At 57.9% G+C, this 17,384-nt stretch carries 20 protein-coding genes; 15 read left to right on the forward strand and 5 right to left on the reverse strand.

From position 1 onward, the window contains the following. The first annotated feature begins 22 nt into the window (after positions 1 to 22). Positions 23 to 604, forward strand: a complete 582-nt coding sequence (locus FE702_RS13545) for a YdeI/OmpD-associated family protein (protein ID WP_147126865.1) — start codon at positions 23 to 25, stop codon at positions 602 to 604. A gap of 4 nt (positions 605 to 608) precedes the next feature. On the opposite strand, the gene FE702_RS13550 is transcribed toward FE702_RS13545, so the two are convergent. Next, on the reverse strand, positions 609 to 1,151 hold the full coding sequence (locus FE702_RS13550) for an ASCH domain-containing protein (RefSeq protein WP_147126866.1): 543 nt from the start codon (positions 1,149 to 1,151) through the stop codon (positions 609 to 611). Between the two features lie 97 nt (positions 1,152 to 1,248). On the opposite strand from FE702_RS13550, the gene FE702_RS13555 reads away from it, so the two are divergent. The 10 genes from FE702_RS13555 (at position 1,249) to FE702_RS13600 (ending at position 10,429) form a co-directional block, all read left to right on the forward strand. Continuing rightward, the gene (locus tag FE702_RS13555; RefSeq protein WP_147126867.1) at positions 1,249 to 2,133 is read left to right on the forward strand and encodes a DMT family transporter; all 885 of its coding nucleotides are present in this window, start codon (positions 1,249 to 1,251) and stop codon (positions 2,131 to 2,133) included. A gap of 305 nt (positions 2,134 to 2,438) precedes the next feature. Then, a complete protein-coding gene (gene rpsL / locus FE702_RS13560) occupies positions 2,439 to 2,810 on the forward strand; it encodes a 30S ribosomal protein S12 (protein ID WP_147126868.1) in 372 nt (123 codons plus the stop codon). Between the two features lie 12 nt (positions 2,811 to 2,822). Then, entirely contained in the window at positions 2,823 to 3,293 is a 471-nt protein-coding gene (gene rpsG / locus FE702_RS13565; protein WP_147126869.1) for a 30S ribosomal protein S7, read from the forward strand. 87 nt (positions 3,294 to 3,380) lie between these two features. Beyond that, positions 3,381 to 5,498, forward strand: coding sequence for an elongation factor G (fusA, locus tag FE702_RS13570; RefSeq protein WP_147126870.1), 2,118 nt, complete (start codon positions 3,381 to 3,383; stop codon positions 5,496 to 5,498). An 87-nt stretch (positions 5,499 to 5,585) separates the two neighbouring features. Then, positions 5,586 to 6,761, forward strand: a complete 1,176-nt coding sequence (gene tuf, locus FE702_RS13575) for an elongation factor Tu (protein ID WP_147126800.1) — start codon at positions 5,586 to 5,588, stop codon at positions 6,759 to 6,761. Between the two features lie 157 nt (positions 6,762 to 6,918). Further along, positions 6,919 to 7,230: a 30S ribosomal protein S10 gene (gene rpsJ, locus FE702_RS13580; protein ID WP_147126871.1), complete on the forward strand. Its 312-nt coding sequence runs from the start codon at positions 6,919 to 6,921 to the stop codon at positions 7,228 to 7,230. Positions 7,231 to 7,243: 13 nt separating this feature from the next. Continuing rightward, positions 7,244 to 8,119: a 50S ribosomal protein L3 gene (gene rplC / locus FE702_RS13585; protein WP_147126872.1), complete on the forward strand. Its 876-nt coding sequence runs from the start codon at positions 7,244 to 7,246 to the stop codon at positions 8,117 to 8,119. Beyond that, positions 8,119 to 8,736 (forward strand): 50S ribosomal protein L4, encoded by a 618-nt coding sequence (gene rplD / locus FE702_RS13590; protein WP_147126873.1) that lies wholly within the window; start codon positions 8,119 to 8,121, stop codon positions 8,734 to 8,736. Before rplC ends, rplD begins: the two co-directional genes overlap by 1 nt. After that, entirely contained in the window at positions 8,733 to 9,029 is a 297-nt protein-coding gene (locus FE702_RS13595; protein WP_147126874.1) for a 50S ribosomal protein L23, read from the forward strand. The genes rplD and FE702_RS13595 overlap by 4 nt, the downstream gene beginning before the upstream one ends. A gap of 242 nt (positions 9,030 to 9,271) precedes the next feature. After that, positions 9,272 to 10,429, forward strand: coding sequence for an MFS transporter (locus FE702_RS13600; RefSeq protein ID WP_147126875.1), 1,158 nt, complete (start codon positions 9,272 to 9,274; stop codon positions 10,427 to 10,429). 33 nt (positions 10,430 to 10,462) lie between these two features. Here the strand turns inward: FE702_RS13600 and FE702_RS13605 are convergent, their stop codons facing one another. Further along, entirely contained in the window at positions 10,463 to 10,813 is a 351-nt protein-coding gene (locus tag FE702_RS13605; RefSeq protein WP_186827094.1) for a phasin family protein, read from the reverse strand. 211 nt (positions 10,814 to 11,024) lie between these two features. Here FE702_RS13605 and FE702_RS13610 point away from each other — a divergent pair, with 211 nt between their 5' ends. From FE702_RS13610 to FE702_RS13620, 3 genes are all read left to right on the forward strand, one after another. Continuing rightward, positions 11,025 to 11,390 (forward strand): SpoIIAA family protein, encoded by a 366-nt coding sequence (locus tag FE702_RS13610; protein WP_147126877.1) that lies wholly within the window; start codon positions 11,025 to 11,027, stop codon positions 11,388 to 11,390. A gap of 43 nt (positions 11,391 to 11,433) precedes the next feature. Next, positions 11,434 to 11,850, forward strand: a complete 417-nt coding sequence (locus FE702_RS13615) for a universal stress protein (protein ID WP_147126878.1) — start codon at positions 11,434 to 11,436, stop codon at positions 11,848 to 11,850. Positions 11,851 to 11,937: 87 nt separating this feature from the next. Continuing rightward, positions 11,938 to 13,821: an SLC13 family permease gene (locus FE702_RS13620; protein ID WP_147126879.1), complete on the forward strand. Its 1,884-nt coding sequence runs from the start codon at positions 11,938 to 11,940 to the stop codon at positions 13,819 to 13,821. Between the two features lie 155 nt (positions 13,822 to 13,976). Here FE702_RS13620 and FE702_RS13625 read toward each other — a convergent pair whose 3' ends face one another. The 3 genes from FE702_RS13625 to FE702_RS13635 all read right to left on the reverse strand — a co-directional run bounded on the left by FE702_RS13625 (position 13,977) and on the right by FE702_RS13635 (position 16,138). Next, a complete protein-coding gene (locus FE702_RS13625) occupies positions 13,977 to 14,279 on the reverse strand; it encodes a type II toxin-antitoxin system RelE/ParE family toxin (protein WP_147126880.1) in 303 nt (100 codons plus the stop codon). Next, positions 14,272 to 14,514: a type II toxin-antitoxin system ParD family antitoxin gene (locus FE702_RS13630; protein ID WP_147126881.1), complete on the reverse strand. Its 243-nt coding sequence runs from the start codon at positions 14,512 to 14,514 to the stop codon at positions 14,272 to 14,274. Before FE702_RS13630 ends, FE702_RS13625 begins: the two co-directional genes overlap by 8 nt. Positions 14,515 to 14,641: 127 nt before the next feature. Next, entirely contained in the window at positions 14,642 to 16,138 is a 1,497-nt protein-coding gene (locus FE702_RS13635) for a TIR domain-containing anti-phage reverse transcriptase (RefSeq protein ID WP_147126882.1), read from the reverse strand. A 400-nt stretch (positions 16,139 to 16,538) separates the two neighbouring features. Here FE702_RS13635 and rplB point away from each other — a divergent pair, with 400 nt between their 5' ends. Then, a complete protein-coding gene (gene rplB / locus FE702_RS13640; RefSeq protein ID WP_147126883.1) occupies positions 16,539 to 17,381 on the forward strand; it encodes a 50S ribosomal protein L2 in 843 nt (280 codons plus the stop codon). Positions 17,382 to 17,384: the final 3 nt, after the last annotated feature.

The following is a 17,384-nucleotide window of genomic DNA, read 5'->3' on the forward strand; positions in this document are numbered from 1 at the left end:
TGCGTGCCCTAAGTCAGCGGTCATGACCAAGACCGAGAATTTCGCGCGAATTGAAATCGACAGTGCCAACGCCCTTTGGGAGTGGATGGCAGAGAACCACGGCCAAACGGACTCTGTTTGGTTGGTGACGTGGAAAAAAGACACGCCGGCAAAGTATCTTTCGACGTCGGATGTCTTGGATGCGGTCATCGCTCACGGTTGGATTGACGGCATACGGCGCAAGCACGAAGACCCATTGCGCACCATGCAACTCATCGCGCCGCGCAAGATGCAGGCATGGGCCAAAAGTTATAAGGACCGTGCCGAAAAGCTGCGCAAAGAGGGACGGATGCATGCGGCCGGTGAAGCCGCGATTGCCGAGGCCAAGTCAAATGGCATGTGGGCGTTTTATGATGATGTCGACGCATTGATTGATCCCGAAGATCTGAGCGCCGCGCTTGCCCCAGACACGGTTGCTCAGGCGAACTATGCGGCGTCACCACCGGCCTATCGGCGCAATCTGTTGCGGTGGATCAAGCTGGCCAAGACACAACCCACCCGCGCCAAACGGATTGCTGCCGTCGTCGACGCGGCCCGAGACAACCGACGTATTCCGCAGATGTAGGCTTCTAGTCCCGCCCGCGTTTCGTGGAGCGACGCGGGCGCGTTGGATCGTGTTCGAAAGATGGAGGGAGTTCAGGAAAGAGCTCTCCGGTTTGCGCGTCGCCGGATGGCAGGTCATAGCTGCGCATCCACGGCTTGACCTCTGAAAACGTTCCGCTCTGCGTCCATGCGAAATAGCCAAGCGCGCCGACGCAGGGGATTGGATCGCACATTTCTGCGTTGGCCAGAACCAACCCCTTCTCGCCGCCGAACCATTCGCTGTCGCTTTCGGATACGATGTCGACCACGTCGACGGCGCCAATGATGGCCGACCTGACAAGCGCGTCGGGTCTTGGGCAACTCACCCCATGGCGCATTAATCGCCAATGGCCCCATCGGAACTCATCCTCTTTCAGGCCGCTGGCGGCATGTATCGCAATGCGTCCGGTGCGCATATTCCCTGCAGCGATCGAACCTGTGCTGCGATTTTCGATCTTCTTGTGCCCGGCCACAATTGCCCATGCCCAAGGTTGGCGCACCGATAAAGCTATGGCGGGCAGATCAATCATGCCTTTTGACGTAGTTTTCGGATCGCTCTCGCCAACGGACGCCGAACATGTCGCCAATGGGCTTGCCCTTGCTGCACGCGCGCCGTCTAACGCCGCTATGACACAGACGCATTCTGCATCCGCCAATCGTATCGGTGCGGCTTGGATGGTGGTTTCAATGACTGCCTTCACCATCAACGACGCCTTTATGAAGGTCTTGGGCGGCGAATGGCCCCTTGCACAATCGATCTTTGTGCGCGGCATCGGCGTGGTGATATTCATGCTCTGCCTCGCGGCCGCCCTTGGACATCTTCGGTTGCGCCTGCCGCGGAGGGACTGGATGCTCATCGCGCTGCGCGGTGTTTGCGAGGTCGCCGCCGCGTTCCTCTTTATCTCGGCGATCTTCAATATGCCGCTCGCGGATGCGACGGCGATCATCCAGACCCTGCCATTGACGGTCACACTCGCGGGGGCCGTGTTCTTGGGAGAGCCGGTCGGATGGCGGCGCATGACGGCCATCGTGATTGGCTTTGTCGGAGTCCTCCTGATTGTCAGGCCGGGGTTCGATGGGTTTTCGATCTATTCCGTTTATGCGCTCTTGGCCGTGGCGGTGATCACGGTGCGCGAATTGGCGTCGCGCCAGTTGTCCCCGAAATGTCCGACGATGCTGGCAGCCTTGGGGTCGGCATCGTTCGTCATGGTGGGCGGAGGGCTTGGGTCGCTCGGATCGGATTGGGTTCCGTGGACGCCGACGGCTGCGTGGGCGATTTCAGGCGCGATGGTGACCGTGATGGTCGCGTATTTTGCATCTGTGGCGACCATGAGGCTTGGCGAGATCGGGTTCATCGCGCCTTATCGGTATTCCGCCATTGTCGTTGCTCTCTTGCTTGGCGTGTTCTTGTTTCGCGAAATCCCCGATCTGCCGACCATTATTGGTGCCAGCCTGATCGTGGCGACCGGGTTGTTCACGCTCTATCGAGAGCGCAGAGTGACGGCAGAATAGCGCAGGCCAAGGCCGCAAGAGCAGGCCCTGTTGACACCTCAGCGACTCCCGTGTAGGACGCGCCCACTTCGGCATCGGCCTCCCAAGGGTCGCTGGCCCTGTGGCCACGCCGGACATCAAAATTTAAGTGGACATGATCCAAGGGCCAAAGATCAATCGGGTGCCTTTCGATCCTCTGAATACCCCGCACCTTCCCAGGGACATGGGAGGGTTTGCGGCTTTTGCGCGTGGTCATGTGTCAATGGTCATGCATTCAAATGAACGGTGGGACACCACCAAGAAGTAGGAAACGGGAAGAACGCCCAATGCCAACGATCCAGCAGCTGATCCGCAAACCGCGGAAGCCTAAAATCAAGCGGTCCAAGTCGCTCCACCTCGAGGGGAACCCTCAGAAGCGTGGCGTGTGTACCCGCGTCTACACCACAACCCCGAAAAAGCCGAACTCGGCGATGCGGAAAGTGGCCAAGGTGCGTCTGACCAACGGTTACGAAGTGATCAGCTACATTCCTGGTGAAAGCCACAACCTTCAGGAACACTCGGTGGTTCTGATCCGTGGTGGCCGGGTGAAAGACCTTCCAGGTGTTCGTTACCACATCCTGCGTGGTGTTCTGGATACCCAGGGCGTCAAAGATCGGAAACAACGCCGTTCGAAATACGGCGCGAAGCGTCCTAAGTAAGGGGATATTGATATGTCGCGTCGTCACGCTGCTGAAAAACGTGAAGTCCTGCCTGACGCCAAATATGGCGATAAGGTTCTGACGAAATTCATGAACAACCTGATGCTGGACGGGAAAAAATCCGTCGCCGAGCGTATCGTTTACGGTGCCCTCGACCGCGTCGAAGACAAAGTTAAGCGCGCACCTGTGGAGCTGTTCCACGAAGCGCTCGACAACATCAAACCAGCGCTCGAAGTTCGTTCGCGCCGGGTTGGTGGTGCAACCTATCAGGTTCCTGTCGAGGTGCGCCCTGACCGCCGTGAGGCTCTGGCCATCCGCTGGCTGATCACCGCCGCACGCGGTCGCAACGAAAACACCATGGAAGAGCGCCTTGCCGGTGAGCTTCTGGACGCCGTGCAGTCGCGCGGTTCCGCGGTCAAGAAACGCGAAGACACGCACAAGATGGCAGAAGCCAACAAAGCGTTCTCGCACTACCGCTGGTAATCATTTTGGCGGGCCTCACCGAGGCCCGCTTCCTGACTTTACGGACAGTGAAGCCTTTCTCTCTCTAGGACCTCCAAGGACCAAACCATGGCACGCGAATATCCTCTCGAACTATATCGCAACTTTGGGATCATGGCGCACATCGACGCGGGTAAAACGACCTGCTCTGAGCGGATCCTGTACTACACCGGTAAGTCGCACAACATCGGCGAAGTGCACGATGGCGCAGCGACCATGGACTGGATGGAGCAAGAGCAGGAGCGTGGCATCACGATTACCTCCGCTGCGACCACCACGTTCTGGGAGCGTACCGAGGACGGTCAAACGGCAGACACGCCAAAGCACCGCATGAACATCATCGACACCCCCGGTCACGTGGACTTCACGATCGAAGTTGAGCGTTCGCTGGCGGTTCTCGACGGTGCCGTTTGTGTTCTGGACGCCAACGCAGGTGTTGAGCCTCAGACTGAAACCGTTTGGCGTCAGGCTGACCGCTACAAGGTTCCACGCATGGTGTTCGTCAATAAGATGGACAAAATCGGCGCGGACTTCTTCAACTGCGTTCGCATGATCGAAGACCGCACCGGCGCACGCGCTGTGCCCGTTGGTATTCCAATCGGCGCAGAATCCGAGCTGGAAGGTCTGATCGACCTCGTCACCATGGAAGAGTGGCTGTGGCAGGGTGAAGATCTGGGCGCGTCCTGGATCAAAGCACCGATCCGCGACAGCCTGTCGGACATGGCCAACGAATGGCGCGAGAAAATGATCGAAGCCGCCGTCGAGCAAGACGACGACGCGATGGAAGCGTATCTGGAAGGCAACGAACCAGACGTCCCAACCCTGCGCAAACTGCTGCGCAAGGGCACACTGGCGCTCGACTTCGTTCCTGTGCTGGGTGGCTCGGCGTTCAAAAACAAAGGCGTCCAGCCTCTGTTGAACGCTGTGATCGACTATCTTCCTTCGCCACTCGACGTTGTCGACTACATGGGCTTCAAACCCGGCGATGAAACGGAAGAACGGAATATCGCACGCCGTGCTGACGACGACATGGCCTTTGCTGGTCTGGCGTTCAAAATCATGAACGACCCGTTCGTTGGCTCGCTGACCTTCACACGCATCTACTCGGGCGTCCTGAACAAGGGCGATACGCTGCTGAACTCGACCAAAGGTCGTAAAGAGCGCGTTGGCCGGATGATGATGATGCACTCGAACAACCGCGAAGAGATCACTGAAGCATTCGCAGGTGACATCATCGCGCTGGCGGGTCTGAAAGACACGACGACCGGTGACACGCTGTCGGCTGTGAACGATCCTGTGGTTCTGGAAACGATGAACTTCCCAGATCCAGTGATTGAGATCGCCGTCGAGCCAAAGACCAAAGCCGACCAAGAGAAAATGTCTCAGGGTCTGCAGCGTCTGGCGGCAGAAGACCCATCCTTCCGCGTCGAAACCGACCTCGAGTCCGGTCAGACCATCATGAAGGGCATGGGTGAACTTCACCTCGACATCCTGGTCGACCGCCTGAAGCGCGAGTTCAAGGTTGAAGCGAACATCGGTGCTCCACAGGTGGCTTACCGCGAGACCATCGGTCACGAGGTCGAGCACTCCTACACCCACAAGAAACAGTCGGGTGGTTCGGGTCAGTTCGCCGAGGTCAAGCTCATCATCACGCCGACAGAGCCAGGTGAAGGTTACTCGTTTGAGTCTCGCATTGTTGGTGGTGCCGTTCCAAAGGAATACATCCCAGGTGTTGAAAAAGGCATCCAGTCCGTCATGGACAGCGGCCCTCTGGCTGGCTTCCCAGTGATCGACTTCAAGGTTGCTCTGATCGACGGTAAGTTCCACGACGTTGACTCCAGCGTTCTGGCCTTTGAAATCGCCGCTCGTATGGGCATGCGCGAAGGCATGAAGAAAGCTGGCGCGAAACTGCTTGAGCCGATCATGAAAGTCGAAGTGATCACGCCGGAGGAATACACCGGTGGCATCATCGGCGATCTGACGTCGCGCCGCGGTCAGGTTTCGGGTCAAGAGCCTCGTGGTAACGCGATTGCCATCGATGCATTCGTGCCGCTGGCGAACATGTTCGGCTACATCAACACCCTGCGTTCGATGTCTTCGGGCCGCGCGCAGTTCACGATGCAGTTCGACCACTACGATCCGGTTCCGGCGAACATCAGCCAGGAAATCCAAGAGAAATACGCATAACCGGGATGGCGGGGTGAACCCCGCCCTACCCACCACCCGTAGGGCGGGGTTCACCCCGCCGCCCCAGACGAACAAGGAGTAGCCATCATGGCAAAGGAAAAGTTTGAACGTACGAAACCGCACGTGAACATCGGCACGATTGGTCACGTTGACCACGGGAAGACGACGTTGACGGCAGCGATCACGAAGTACTTTGGTGACTTCAAAGCGTATGACCAGATTGACGGCGCGCCAGAAGAGAAAGCCCGCGGCATCACGATCTCGACCGCACACGTTGAGTACGAGACCGAGAACCGCCACTATGCGCACGTGGACTGCCCAGGCCACGCTGACTACGTGAAAAACATGATCACGGGTGCGGCGCAGATGGACGGCGCGATCCTGGTTGTGAACGCAGCTGACGGCCCAATGCCACAAACGCGCGAGCACATCCTGCTGGGTCGCCAGGTTGGCATCCCGAAGATGGTCGTGTTCATGAACAAAGTGGACCAGGTCGACGACGAAGAGCTTCTGGAGCTCGTCGAGATGGAAATCCGCGAACTGCTGGAAAGCTACGAGTATCCAGGCGACGATATCCCAATCATCGCGGGGTCGGCTCTGGCGGCGATGGAAGGCAACAACCCTGAGATCGGCGAAGAGAAGATCAAAGAGCTGATGGCGGCTGTTGATGAGTACATCGACACCCCAGAGCGTGCGGTTGACCAGCCATTCCTGATGCCGATCGAAGACGTGTTCTCGATCTCGGGTCGTGGTACGGTTGTGACCGGTCGTGTTGAGCGTGGCGTGATCAACGTGGGTGACGAGATTGAAATCGTCGGTATCCGCGACACCACCAAGACGACCTGCACAGGCGTTGAAATGTTCCGCAAGCTGCTGGACCGCGGTGAAGCAGGCGACAACATCGGCGCACTGCTGCGCGGTGTGGACCGTGACGGCGTTGAGCGTGGTCAGGTTCTGTGTAAGCCAGCATCCGTGACGCCACACACGAAGTTCGAAGCAGAAGCCTACATCCTGACGAAGGATGAAGGTGGCCGTCACACGCCATTCTTCGCGAACTACCGTCCACAGTTCTACTTCCGTACGACGGACGTGACTGGCACGGTTACGCTGGCGGAAGGCACCGAGATGGTCATGCCAGGCGACAACGTGTCGTTCTCGGTTGAGCTGATCGCGCCAATCGCGATGGAAAAAGGCCTCCGCTTCGCCATCCGCGAAGGCGGCCGCACCGTCGGCGCAGGCGTCGTCTCCGACATCACCGAGTAATTGGTGACCCCCGGGACGCGTCCGTCGCGTCCCGTTTGAAGAATATCGAAGATGGGTGCTTTGCGCCCATCTTTGCTTGAAGACCCCGGTTCGACGTGGGCGCTGCAATCCCGCAGGGTCGACCTCTCAACCGTAGAAGCCGCGAAGGGCAACTAAAATGGCCGTTAGCCAAAACATTCGCATCCGGCTCAAGGCATTTGACTACCGCGTTCTGGATGCCAGCACGCAGGAAATCGTCAACACTGCCAAGCGCACTGGTGCTCAGGTTCGTGGGCCGATCCCACTGCCGAACAAGATTGAAAAATTCACCGTTCTGCGTGGTCCGCACGTCGACAAGAAGTCGCGCGACCAGTTCGAAATCCGCACGCACAAGCGCCTGCTGGACATCGTCGATCCGACCCCGCAGACCGTTGATGCGCTGATGAAGCTCGACCTCGCCGCTGGCGTGGACGTGCAGATCTCGGTTTAAGGAGGGCACCTGAATGTTGCGCTCTGGCGTTATCGCAAAGAAAGTCGGGATGACCCGTCTGTTCATGGAAGACGGCAAGCAGATTCCTGTCACCGTTCTTCAACTGGACAACCTTCAGGTTGTGGCCCAGCGGACCTCGGAAAAAGATGGCTACACTGCCGTTCAACTGGGTGCTGGCACAGCCAAAGCAAAACGCACCAGCCAAGCCATGCGTGGCCACTTCGCAGCAGCGAAAGTGGAACCAAAGCGCAAGGTTGCTGAGTTCCGCGTTGCTCCTGAGAACCTGATCGAAGTGGGCGAAGAAATCATCGCCGATCACTACTTTGAAGGTCAGTTTGTTGACGTGACCGGTACGTCGATTGGTAAAGGCTTTGCCGGTGCCATGAAGCGTTGGAACTTTGGCGGTCTGCGTGCGACGCACGGTGTCTCGATCTCGCACCGTTCGCACGGTTCGACAGGTCAGTGTCAGGATCCCGGACGCGTCTTCAAAGGTAAGAAGATGGCTGGTCACATGGGTGCTGCCCGTGTCACGACGCAAAACCTGCAGGTCATCAAGACCGACAGCGACCGTGGCCTGATCATGGTCAAAGGCGCTGTTCCAGGTTCGAAAGGTGGCTGGGTCACGGTCAAGGACGCGGTGAAAAAACCAACTCCTGAGAACGTCATCCTGCCTGCAGCTCTGATGTCGGCTAAGCGTGAAGCGCAACGTCTGGCAGAAGAAGCCGCAGCAGCCGCAGAAGCCGAAGCCAAAGCCGCCGAAGAGGCCGCCGCAGCAGAAGCAGCAGCCGCAGAGGAAGCCGCGCTGAAGGAAGCAGAAGCATCGATCGAGGCCGATAAGGCTGCAGAAGCTGCTGACGCACCTGAAGCCAAGAAAGAAGGTGACGAATAATGAAACTCGACGTCATCAAACTGGACGGCGGCACAGCCGGTTCGGTCGAGTTGTCGGACGATCTGTTCGGCCTCGAACCCCGCGCCGACATCCTGCACCGCGTGGTCCGCTGGCAGCGTAACAACGCCCAAGCCGGTACCCACAAGGTCAAGACCCGCTCGGAAACCAGCTACTCGACCAAGAAGATCTATCGCCAAAAAGGCACCGGTGGCGCACGTCACGGTGACCGCAACGCGCCGATCTTCCGCAAGGGTGGTATCTACAAAGGCCCAACCCCACGGAGCCACGGTCACGAGCTGACCAAAAAGTTCCGTAAACTGGGTCTGAAGCACGCTCTGTCCGCCAAGGCAAAAGAAGGCGCAATCGTCGTCATCGAGAATGCCGAAGCCGAAGGCAAAACAGCATCGCTGGCCAAACAGGTCAAAGAGCTGGGCTGGAAGCGCGCGCTGGTTATCGACGGTGCAGACGTGAACGAAGGCTTCCTGCAAGCCTCGCGCAACATCGAAGGTCTGGATATCCTGCCGACCGCTGGTGCGAACGTTTACGACATCCTGAAACGCGACACTCTGGTTCTGACCAAAGCGGGTGTCGAAGCTCTGGAGGCTCGCCTGAAATGAGTGCCAAAGCAGAACATTACGATGTGATCCGCAAGCCGATCATCACCGAGAAAACCACCATGGCGTCCGAAAACGGCGCGGTTGTTTTCGAAGTGGCCATCGACAGCAACAAACCTCAGATCAAAGAGGCTGTTGAAACGCTGTTCGGCGTCAAGGTGAAGGCCGTGAACACGACCATCACCAAAGGCAAGAACAAGCGCTTCCGCGGGATCAAAGGCACACGCAAAGACGTGAAAAAAGCCTACGTGACGCTGGAAGAAGGCAACACGATCGACGTGACCACCGGCCTGTAAGCCAAGGTTCGTCAAGATTGAACAAAGAGCCCCGTCGCACCTGCGGCGGGGCTCTTTTGCTTGTGGGGGGGGGGCGAAAGCACGGCGAGGTCGGCGCGAAGTCACTGAACCGTCATACGAATGTCGCCTGAGGAGTTGCGCCTGCGACCGCGCCGGTGTCACATCCCGAAGAACGCAGGGCAGACGCAGCTGACGGCGTAAGAAACGGCTTTGCAAGACAGAAGGATGGCCTAAGGTGATGAATGTCTGAGCGTGGCTCACTGATCCGCGATCCCCGTTGGCGAGCCGTGGTTGCGGCCTTTGTTTTGAATGGCCTTCTGTTCGGGGCATGGGCGTCCCGCGTACCCGCGTTCAAAGAGGGGTTCGGCCTTGAACCCTCTGTGTTGGGGGCACTCTTGTTGGCTTTGGCTGGGGGCGCGATCGTGTCCTTTCCATTTGCAGGTGCCATTTCCGAGAAATGGGGGCCAGAGCGCCTGACGATCTGGTGTTCATGGGGCTACGCGCCTGCATTGCTTCTTCTTGCCGTGGCTCCGACGCCTGTGCTGCTCGGGCTCGCGTTATTTGTCTTTGGTGCCTTTCATGGCGCGATGGATGTCGCGATGAACGGCTGGGGTGCCAAGGTCGAAGAGAAGCTGGGCCGAAGCACCATGTCGATCTTCCATGCCATGTTCAGCCTCGGTGCAGGGCTTGGCGCGGGGACCGGTTACGTCGCTGCAGGTTTTGCCATAAGCCCGTTGCCCCAGTTCGCGTTGGTCGCGATCATTGGCTTGGTGACGGCTCTGTGGGTTTTGTACGCGGCCCCTATCCCCAAGGCTGAAAAGCCCCGCGCCGGTGAAAAAGCACCCTTTCTGGCTTTGCCGACCGGGTCGTTGTTCCTCGTTGGATTGATCGCATTTTCTACGTCCATGGGCGAAGGGGCCATGGCCGATTGGAGCGCTGTTTTCCTGCGTCTCGCCAGCGATGTAGATGAGGCCCGTGCCGCGCTTGGTTACGCGGTGTTCAGCGTGGCGATGGTGCTGACACGCCTGATGGGGGGCGTCTTGGTCGAACGTTGGGGCCCCGTAGCTGTGACGCGCGCCAGTGCCGTTGTCGCCTTTTCCGGCGTCATGACGAGCGTGTTTGGCGCAAGCTTTGGTTTGTCCTTGGCGGGTTTTGCCCTGATGGGCGTGGGATATGCGGTGGTGATGCCGCTTGTGTTTTCGCGCGCGGCAAATGATCCACATGTTGCGCCGGGACCTGCTATCGCGAGCGTCGCGACGCTGGGCTACGGTGGACTATTGCTGGGACCGCCCATCATTGGCTTTGTCGCGCAGGCGACCGGAATGCGCCTGTCGTTCCTTGTCCTTGCCGCACTGGCGCTCTTGGCGCTGACATTGGCGGGGCGCTTGCGAAGCGCGTGAAGCTCCGTCGCCCCCCATGGACGTAGTCCCAGATTAGATTGGCACGTCATCATAGGCCCGCGAGTGCCCTGACATGAACTCTTTCGCGGTGGTCTCCGTGGCCTTGGCCATCAATTGCGCGATTTGCATCGCGCCTTCGGAATACTCTTTGAAGGCTTTGGAGGCAAAGTCCGTCTGAACCTCCATGACCTCAACAGGTGTGCGGCATGCCATCAAGCGACCGGGGATCTTTTGGTCTTCTTCAAATCGTCCATTCAGAAAAGCGAGGCTTTCGGACATCACGTCCTGCCATGCCGCCGTAGCGGCCGGGTTCATGACCATCATCGAGGCCCATGCCGCAGGGGCCGCTGCCTGATCCATTGGTTTTGGTTTGGGTCTGGCCATGGTGCATCTCCGGTCTGCCTGGGTTCGAGTTCGTGCCGGGGCGCGTGATCGCATCGGGGAAATGCCTTGGTCTGCGCCAGAAGACCGTCAACACACGACCCGGCTAGGTGTGTCTACCACGCCTGACATCCGCCTACTTTGATCAAGATCAACACGTGATCGGACCAGGGGCGCTAGGTTGTGTTACCTAGCCAAGGGTCCGGAGGCACCGATGTTCAAGATCACCAAACCATCCGAAAACCGCGTTGATATCACTATCGACGGTGAGATTGATCAGGACACGATGCGCAATGCGCTTTGGGATTTATTGGCCAAGTCAGAGGGCGTTTCGGACGGTCGGATGTATTACACCCTGACCAATTTCGAGATGCCAAGCCTTGCGGCCATCGGCGTTGAAATGACGTTCTTGCCGAAACTATTCGGCCTTTTGTCCAAATTCAGCAAATGCGCACTGGTTGCCGATGCAGCGTGGTTGCGCAAGGCCGCCGAGATCGAAGGCGCGCTGATCCCCGGCCTGGAAATCAAAGGGTTCGAAGTCGGCCAAGAGGCCGAAGCCGAGGCGTGGCTTGCAGCGTAAGCCAACGAACGCCCAAGGGTCCGACCAAACAGGAGGAACCACCATGTATGCTCGTATCCTTGTTCCCGTGGACCTAGGCAACACGGATAAACTCTCAAAGGCGCTGTCGCTTGCGGCGCAATTGGCCAAGGCCAATGACGCGACCGTGGTCTATGCAGGTGTCGCCGACGCGGTGCCAACCATGTCCAAGGTGACAGAAGGCGAGCGCATGCAGGCAGACCTCGATACCTTTGCCGAAGCGCAGGCCGCAGAGCACGGGATCAAGACCGCAGACCATGTCACCTTGCGGCGCGACCTGCACCTCAATGTCGGCTCTGAATTGATCCAGTCCGCAAAAGATACCGACTGCGATCTGATCGTCATGGCCAGCCATATGCCGGGCCTCAAGGATCATATCTTTTCGTCAAATGCCGGCTACGTCGCCACGCACGCCCCCATGTCGGTCTACGTGGTACGATAGAACCAGTTCGCCGGGACTTCGCATCCAGTCGACATTTTCGTTCCAATTCGCCGCCGGAATTGCCAAAAAAGGTCAGGAGGCGCGCGAGTGGACACCATAGGTCTGACGTATGAAATGGCGGTGGTTCTTGGTCTGCTGGCCTTTACCGTTGGCCTGTTCGTCTCTGAAATCATCCGCATCGACCTCGCCGCTCTCTTGGTGATGGTCCTGCTGGGGCTGCTGAGTCAGCTTCCGGGGTTGGGCAACCTCGCGGATCCAACGACGCTCTTTAACGGGTTCGCATCCAACGCGGTGGTGTCGATCATCGCCGTCATGATCATCGGGGCGGGGCTGGATAAGACCGGTCTGATGACCAAGGTGGCCGGCTTCATCCTGAAACACGGCGGCAAGACCGAGGCGCGGATCATCCCGATCATTTCCGGCACGGTCGGTTTCATTTCGTCCTTCATGCAGAATGTGGGCGCAGCGGCGCTGTTTTTGCCGGTTGTCTCGCGGATTTCGGTGCGCACGGGGCTGCCGCTCAGCCGGTTGCTCATGCCCATGGGGTTCTGCGCGATTCTGGGTGGTACGATGACGATGGTCGGGTCGTCGCCTTTGATCCTGTTGAATGACCTGATCGTCAGCGCCAACGGGATGCTGCCCGAAGGTGAGAAAATGGAGGCCTTTGGCCTCTTTTCCGTGACGCCGATCGGAGTGGCGCTGGTTTTGACCGGCATTCTTTACTTCACGCTGTTTGGCCGCTGGGTTTTGCCCGCCTTGCCAGAGGCAAACGAAGGCGCTGCGGCTCAGTCGGTCCAAAACTATCTTCAGAAAATCTACGGCCTTCGGTCTGACATCTACGAGATCACCATCCCCGAGCGCAGCCCGTATCGCGGCTGGACGTTCGATCAGCTGATGCAAGAGTTCAACATCTACGTCGTTGGCTCGTCCTATCGCGGTCAGCGCTGGTTTGCCCCAGTGATCGAGACCGAGATCACCACGCCATGCCGCTTGGCCGTCATGGGGCCGATGCGTTCCGTTCGTGCGATGATCCTTGAGGGGGAGTTTACCCTGCACAAAGAGTTGGAAGTCTTCGGAGAGGACTTCGCCCCGACCAAATCCGGCGTCGCCGAGGTTGTGATCCCACCGGATTCCGGCCTGATCGGCAAATGCGCACATGATCTGGTGTTCCGTAAAACCTATGGCAGCAGCCTGTTGGCCATCCACCGCGACGGCGACACGTTCAGCTATATCAAGACCGAGGATCACGAGCCCTGCGCCGTGGGCGAAGTGCCGTTCCGCGCGGGCGATACACTTGCGATACACTCCACGTGGGAGGCTTTGACGCGGCTCACCCGTGACCGTGATTTCGTCGTGGTGACCTCTGATTTCCCGCGAGAGGAACTGCGCCCGAAAAAGGTTGGCTGGGCGTTGTTCTTCTTCGTGATTGCGCTTGGGATGATCCTGTTCACCGATATTCGCCTTTCGCTCTGCCTGCTCGCGGGGGCGGTGGGGATGATCATCAGCAAGGTGATCGACGTGGACGAAGCCTATGAAGCCGTGAGTTGGAGCACCGTGTTCCTCTTGGCCAGCCTGATCCCGCTGGGGCTGGCCGTGCAAAACACAGGCACTGCCGCATGGATCGCCCAGCAGGTGCTGACGTTATTGGATGGCTGGCCCATCTGGGGCCTGCAACTGGGCGTCGCCGTCCTCGCCACCATCTTCACGCTCGTGATGTCGAATGTGGGGGCCACGGTCCTGCTGGTGCCGTTGGCCGTTTCCATCGCCGTTGCCGCAGGCGGCGACCCTGCGATCTTTGCGCTGACGGTGGCGATCTCGACATCCAACAGCTTCCTGATCCCCACCCACCAAGTGAACGCCCTGATCATGGGCCCCGCGGGCTACAAGGTCACCGACTTCATGAAGAGCGGCGGGATCATGACCGTGCTGTTTCTTGTGGTGAGCATGGGGGTTATGGCGGTGATGTTTTAGGTCTGCGCCAGAACTAGAACTACCGAAGTATGAAAGCGCCGAACCGAGGGGAGGCGCAATCGCGCCGCCCCGTGGGGGCGGTTCGGCGCGGCACAACGGTTCCCGTTGCGCGGATGATTAGTTCTGAGGACAGCGCAGGATGCATTTTGTGAAGGTTAGGTGTCGAATTGCGCCTGCCAGTCCGCGCGAACATGCAGCACCCGCATGATCAAAAGCTGACCGTCCAACACACGGTAAATCACATTGTGCTTGCCAGTCTGATAGATGCGAACAGGAGGCGAAACCAGCGTCTGTTCCCGCGCAATCTCTGGCATCTCTGCCAAGTGCCGGAACGCATCATCGAGCGCCATGATATAGCTATTGGCCTGAGCCACTGACCAAGTCCGCGCTGTGTAATCCCAAATCTCGCCCAAATCGGCATCCGCCTGCGGGCGGACAATGATACGAAGTCTAGCCACCGTGCTTTGCGTTCATCCGCTCCAGAAATGCGTCCGCGTCCCATGGCACCGCTGGTCCGCTCGCCTCCGCCTCATCCACCAGCGCCTGCAACTCTGCAATCGCCTGCTGCCGCTCCTGATCCCGCCGGATCAGATGCCGCACGTAGTCACTCGCATTCGAGAATTTCCCATCCTCAGACTGCGCCTCGACAAAGGCTTTCATCTGTTCGGGGAGGGAGACGTTCATTGTGGCCATGAAGGGAGGATGAGGTTGTTGGCAAAGTTTGTCAACTTGAGTTGGCGGAACTGGCCACGATGCACGGAGAGCGCGGACAGTTTCGAGTTGCTCGAGGGCTTTCCTGAGCTTGGTTTGAACAGGTCTTTCATTGAGCCTTTAGCTTGTTTTTCTCAATCACCGCTAGCAATTGGTCTGCTAGCTCTTCAATTTGCGCACTCTGCTCCGGACCCTCAGCAGGCCAAGACTTGTAGAGTATGTCATTTAGCAAAGGGTAGTTGTCCTCTACTTCAAATCCTGCATCAGTGATCGGAAGAATACGTCCTTTGCGCTGGACGTTATTTGTAATGGCGCTGTTCAGTTCTTTGTTGGTCCACCCCTTCGCGGCGAACGTTTCAGACAGGAATGGGACAAAGAAGGATGAACGTAGAAGGCCTTCGTTGATCTTTTCGACGATGGAGTCACCCCAAGTGATACTATCCTCGTCAAAGAAAACGTTAACCCCAAGATGCTCAAGCGCATCCCTTAGAAGTCTAACTTTTGGCTTGTCTTCCGATGCATGCGAGAGAAAAACATCAAATTCGTGCACTGTCTTTGCGAGCTCCTTGACCCATGCTTGTTGCGTCACCCCCGCGACTACTGCTTGCTGACAGAGCTTTGAAAGAACCGCGTCGTTCTTCCCTCGCACCTGTCGGATGAACGCTAGCCATCCTTCCACGTGGGCAACGAAGTCCTCCTGAGTTGCCGATGGCCCTATCCAAATCTTAGCCGCTTCGTCTGCTGAGAATTTATGAGCAGAATGTAGTTTCATCCTAAGCCGCTTTATATCTGATCGCCATACATTCGCCTTCTTGTTCACCACTAGACCGGTCACTACTTGGCGCTCGTCGTACCGCTGAATCCGTGTTTTTGTTTGGTTGATCCGGAATCCTGCTTTCATAAAAGCGTCTTTCAAAGGGCCTCCGAGTTGAATCTCCCGATCTCCATAAAGGGGCTCCCAAGCCGTAACGAGAGAAGGTGGAAACCTTCTCTGACTTGTTGAGAATGTAATGTCATCTGCGTAGCGAGAGAAACGAAGACTGTGCTTCGTAGCAATGGCAAGCAATGACTTGTCCAAATTGTGAGCGATCAAGTTGGCCAAGACAGGTGACGTTTTTGCTCCCTGCGGAAGTTTGCCTTGGTAGGTGCAGATCCGAGCTAGAGTGGTAGCAACTCTGTCGCTATAGCCGAAGTATGTCTGGAAGAGGCCGCGAACACGAGGGAAAGTGATGCTGCCAAAAAAGTCTTCGATATCAACATTAAGTATCCATTTCTGACCAACGTGGTACTGCGCATTCGTAAGAAACGAGCGATCACACACGTACCCATGCACGTGCGACTTGGGCACGTAGGTAGCCCTAAGAATTGCGGCAAGGCGCTCCTGCGCCATCGCCATCCCCCGAAGTGGTTGGTCGATTGACCGCTCGCCTCCGTTTTTTTTGGGTATGCGAAAACTTCGATAGTACCCACCATCCTCTGAAGTCTTCGTAATATGAAAGATACCATCAGGTCGCATGTGAAGAGCCGACGCAATGTCTTGTATTGAATAGGCGAATCCCAAAAACAGATGGGCTTGTTCTGGATCGAAGTTCTCCGGAAGTGCCAACTCTCGTTCTCTACCTTCTTTCGGCTACCTTGGCTCACACACCACGGCGCGCACGATTTAGGGATACCGTTTCAGCTAGCCACTGGGGATTCACCAGTGCAAATTAGAGGGCCAGCACTTCCTTAATACAAGTGTCAAAGATTTTGGATTTCGTGTCAAACCGGTTGCCCCTAGACACCCCTCACATCCCCCGCTACACAGCGCCATCCGTAGCACCCCGGATTCGTCCGGGGTCTGTACGTTTTGGGGAAACGGCTTGGCCTTGGCTCTGGTGTGACCCTGTGCATCACGCACAAAACCCAAACTCGGGGACCTTCGGGGCCCTATACTCCTGCCGGGTTCGCCCGGCGCCTACATAGCCTCCTTCCGGGGAGGTGTCTGACAACGGAAGACAGTTAACATGGCACTCAAGTCGTACAAACCGACGACGCCGGGCCAGCGTGGGCTGGTTCTGATCGACCGTTCGGAGCTGTACAAAGGACGTCCAGTCAAGTCCCTGACCCAGGGTCTGACGAAGAACGGCGGCCGTAACAACACCGGACGGATCACGATGCGCCGCAAAGGCGGCGGGGCAAAACGCCTTTATCGGATCGTCGATTTCAAACGGAACAAATTTGATGTGGCGGCCACGGTCGAGCGCATCGAATATGACCCGAACCGCACCGCTTTCATCGCACTGATCAAGTACGAAGACGGCGAACAAGCCTACATCCTGGCGCCTCAGCGTCTGGCCGTTGGCGATCAGGTGATCGCAGCAGCCAAGGCTGACATCAAACCCGGCAACGCGATGCCGTTCTCGGGCATGCCGATCGGGACCATCATCCACAACATCGAACTGAAGCCTGGCAAAGGTGGTCAGATCGCGCGTGCCGCAGGCACCTACGCGCAGTTCGTTGGTCGTGACGGTGGCTACGCCCAGATCCGCCTGAGCTCTGGTGAACTGCGTCTGGTCCGTCAGGAATGCATGGCCACCATCGGTGCCGTGTCGAACCCTGACAACTCGAACCAGAACTTTGGTAAAGCCGGCCGCAACCGCCACAAGGGCATCCGCCCATCTGTGCGTGGTGTGGTTATGAACCCGGTCGATCACCCGCACGGTGGTGGTGAAGGTCGGACATCGGGTGGTCGTCACCCCGTGTCGCCTTGGGGCCAGCCAACCAAGGGCAAGCGCACCCGCAACAAGAACAAGGCGTCGCAGAAGCTGATCATTCGCTCGCGGCACGCCAAGAAGAAGGGCCGGTAATCC

The sequence above is a fragment of the Shimia ponticola genome, from assembly GCF_007995215.1.
In the GTDB taxonomy this organism is placed as follows: Bacteria; Pseudomonadota; Alphaproteobacteria; order Rhodobacterales; family Rhodobacteraceae; genus Shimia_B; species Shimia_B ponticola.

Excerpts from the sequence above, each read along its gene's own strand:
- FE702_RS13545 (WP_147126865.1), top strand. The coding sequence starts at position 23 with ATGACCAAGACCGAGAATTTCGCGCGAATTGAAATCGACAGTGCCAAC.
- FE702_RS13550 (WP_147126866.1), bottom strand. The coding sequence starts at position 1,151 with ATGATTGATCTGCCCGCCATAGCTTTATCGGTGCGCCAACCTTGGGCA.
- FE702_RS13555 (WP_147126867.1), top strand. The coding sequence starts at position 1,249 with ATGACACAGACGCATTCTGCATCCGCCAATCGTATCGGTGCGGCTTGG.
- rpsL (WP_147126868.1), top strand. The coding sequence starts at position 2,439 with ATGCCAACGATCCAGCAGCTGATCCGCAAACCGCGGAAGCCTAAAATC.
- rpsG (WP_147126869.1), top strand. The coding sequence starts at position 2,823 with ATGTCGCGTCGTCACGCTGCTGAAAAACGTGAAGTCCTGCCTGACGCC.
- fusA (WP_147126870.1), top strand. The coding sequence starts at position 3,381 with ATGGCACGCGAATATCCTCTCGAACTATATCGCAACTTTGGGATCATG.
- tuf (WP_147126800.1), top strand. The coding sequence starts at position 5,586 with ATGGCAAAGGAAAAGTTTGAACGTACGAAACCGCACGTGAACATCGGC.
- rpsJ (WP_147126871.1), top strand. The coding sequence starts at position 6,919 with ATGGCCGTTAGCCAAAACATTCGCATCCGGCTCAAGGCATTTGACTAC.
- rplC (WP_147126872.1), top strand. The coding sequence starts at position 7,244 with ATGTTGCGCTCTGGCGTTATCGCAAAGAAAGTCGGGATGACCCGTCTG.
- rplD (WP_147126873.1), top strand. The coding sequence starts at position 8,119 with ATGAAACTCGACGTCATCAAACTGGACGGCGGCACAGCCGGTTCGGTC.
- FE702_RS13595 (WP_147126874.1), top strand. The coding sequence starts at position 8,733 with ATGAGTGCCAAAGCAGAACATTACGATGTGATCCGCAAGCCGATCATC.
- FE702_RS13600 (WP_147126875.1), top strand. The coding sequence starts at position 9,272 with ATGTCTGAGCGTGGCTCACTGATCCGCGATCCCCGTTGGCGAGCCGTG.
- FE702_RS13605 (WP_186827094.1), bottom strand. The coding sequence starts at position 10,813 with ATGGCCAGACCCAAACCAAAACCAATGGATCAGGCAGCGGCCCCTGCG.
- FE702_RS13610 (WP_147126877.1), top strand. The coding sequence starts at position 11,025 with ATGTTCAAGATCACCAAACCATCCGAAAACCGCGTTGATATCACTATC.
- FE702_RS13615 (WP_147126878.1), top strand. The coding sequence starts at position 11,434 with ATGTATGCTCGTATCCTTGTTCCCGTGGACCTAGGCAACACGGATAAA.
- FE702_RS13630 (WP_147126881.1), bottom strand. The coding sequence starts at position 14,514 with ATGGCCACAATGAACGTCTCCCTCCCCGAACAGATGAAAGCCTTTGTC.
- rplB (WP_147126883.1), top strand. The coding sequence starts at position 16,539 with ATGGCACTCAAGTCGTACAAACCGACGACGCCGGGCCAGCGTGGGCTG.